Origin of the sequence: Mycobacterium sp., assembly GCF_049280035.1 — a bacterium.
In the GTDB taxonomy this organism is placed as follows: domain Bacteria; phylum Actinomycetota; class Actinomycetes; order Mycobacteriales; family Mycobacteriaceae; genus Mycobacterium.
The window spans coordinates 1-1,816 of sequence record NZ_JBAPPI010000145.1 but is presented as its reverse complement, the minus strand read 5'-3'; the positions used below and the strand labels follow the sequence as shown (position 1 = coordinate 1,816).

Below are 1,816 nucleotides of genomic sequence, written 5' to 3'. Positions count from 1 at the left end.
GCCCGAACCCCTTCCAGCCGTTGCGGCGCAGCTGGTCCAGGCCGCGGTGGTAGCCGGTGCGGGCGTAGGCGTAGGCGGTGACCGCCAAGGCGGCGGCGAGCGCTTCCTCGGCCAGCGCCGCCCAGGCCACCGAGGCCGACGGATGCGCGGCGGCGACGACGGCCGGGTTCTCGTTGGCCTGCAGTTGGGCCTCGGCATCAGTGTCGCCGGGCAACAGGACCGGATCCGGTCCCAGAAGATCACTCATGGGCGTCATGGGGTTGCGTCATGGGGTTATTGTGCCGTGCGACGCCGCCGCGCCAAACCGGGTGCCGAGTCGCTAGGCTGCAATACGTATTTCGACAGCGAAGAGGACAGCAGCGCTTATGCCGAATCCCTCAGGGCCTGACCGCGACCACACGTCGAATGCGCCGGGATTCGATCCAGACGCCGTCGATCGAGGTGCCGCGACCGACCCGGCCGAATCCGACCCCGACGACACCGAACAGGTCGCCGGTCCCGACGACGACGCCATTGAGAGCTACCGGGCGGACCCCGCGACCGAGGTGATGGCCAAGGCGCCGCGTGAGCAGGAGGCGCCCAAACCGCGCGGTCAACGGGGTGAGCGTCGTTTCACTGCCCCGGGTTTCGACGCCAAGGAGACGGCGGTCATCAATGCCGCAACCGAGCCCGCGACCGAGGTCTTCGATACGCCGTCTGGATCGACCGGAGCACAGCCGAGAACGGCGATGCCGCAGCTGATTCCGCCTCGGCTGGGGGCCAAGTTGCGGCCGTCGACCCAGCGCAGCTGGGGTTGGGTGCTGGCACTGATCCTGATCATCCTGGCGTTGGCGGCCGTCGCAGTGCTAGGCACCGTGCTGCTGACCCGCAATAACAAAAAGCCGAAGGCCTCACAAGAAGACCAGGTCCGCAGCACCATCCAGAGCTTCGATGTCGCGGTGCAGAAAGGCGACCTGTCCACGTTGCGCGGCATCACCTGCGGCAACATGCGCGACGACTACGTCAACTACGACGAGCGCGACTGGAACGACACTTATCGTCGGGTCGCGGCGGCCAAGCAGTATCCGGTGGTCGCCAACATCGACCAGGTAGTCGTCAACGGAAACCACGCCGAGGCCAATGTGACCGCGTTCATGGCCTATGCGCCGCAGGTTCGCTCGACCCGCAGTTTCGACCTGCAGTACCGCGACGACCAGTGGAAGATCTGCGAGTCCAGCACGGGTTGAGTCAGGCCGAGCCGATTGCCGGCCTCCTCCTCATCGCGCTACGCGCTCTGCATCGTCACCCGGCCGACACAGACTTGCCGGCGCAGTGCAGATCGTTGCAGGCCTCGATGACCCGCTCGGTCATGCCCGCTTCGGCCTTCTTCAAATAGCTGCGCGGGTCGTAGACCTTCTTGTTGCCCACCTCGCCGTCGACCTTCAGTACGCCGTCGTAGTTGGTGAACATATGATCCGCGAGCGGGCGGGTGAACGCGTACTGGGTGTCGGTGTCGACGTTCATCTTCACCACGCCGTACCCCAGGGCCTCCTCGATCTCCGACTTCAGTGATCCCGAGCCGCCGTGGAACACGAAGTCGAAGGGCTTGGCACCGTCGGGCAGTCCGAGCTTGGCCGACGCCACCTTTTGCCCTTGGGCAAGGATGTCCGGGCGGAGCTTGACGTTGCCGGGCTTGTAGACGCCGTGCACGTTGCCGAATGTCGCGGCCAGCAGGTAGTGGCCGTGCTCACCGTGGCCCAGCGCTTCGATGGTCTTCTCGAAGTCATCAGGCGTGGTGTAGAGCTTGTCGTTGATCTCGTGGGCGACGCCGTCTTCC

The 1,816-nt window shown here is 65.6% G+C and carries 3 protein-coding genes; 1 reads left to right on the top strand and 2 read right to left on the bottom strand.

Features of this window, described 5'->3' with window-relative positions; all coding sequences use genetic code 11:
* Window positions 1-256: DUF3151 family protein (locus tag WAN71_RS04765; protein ID WP_422224231.1), on the bottom strand; the 256-nt coding region annotated here is incomplete at its 3' end.
* Between the two features lie 109 nt (window positions 257-365).
* Here WAN71_RS04765 and WAN71_RS04760 point away from each other — a divergent pair.
* A complete protein-coding gene (locus WAN71_RS04760) occupies window positions 366-1,226 on the top strand; it encodes a hypothetical protein (RefSeq protein ID WP_422224230.1) in 861 nt (286 codons plus the stop codon).
* A 55-nt stretch (window positions 1,227-1,281) separates the two neighbouring features.
* Here WAN71_RS04760 and WAN71_RS04755 read toward each other — a convergent pair.
* A partial coding sequence (locus tag WAN71_RS04755; protein WP_422224229.1) for a class II fructose-bisphosphate aldolase occupies window positions 1,282-1,816 on the bottom strand: 535 nt, incomplete at its 5' end.

Coding starts and splice junctions, on each gene's coding strand:
- WAN71_RS04760 (WP_422224230.1), top strand. CDS start 366: ATGCCGAATCCCTCAGGGCCTGACCGCGACCACACGTCGAATGCGCCG.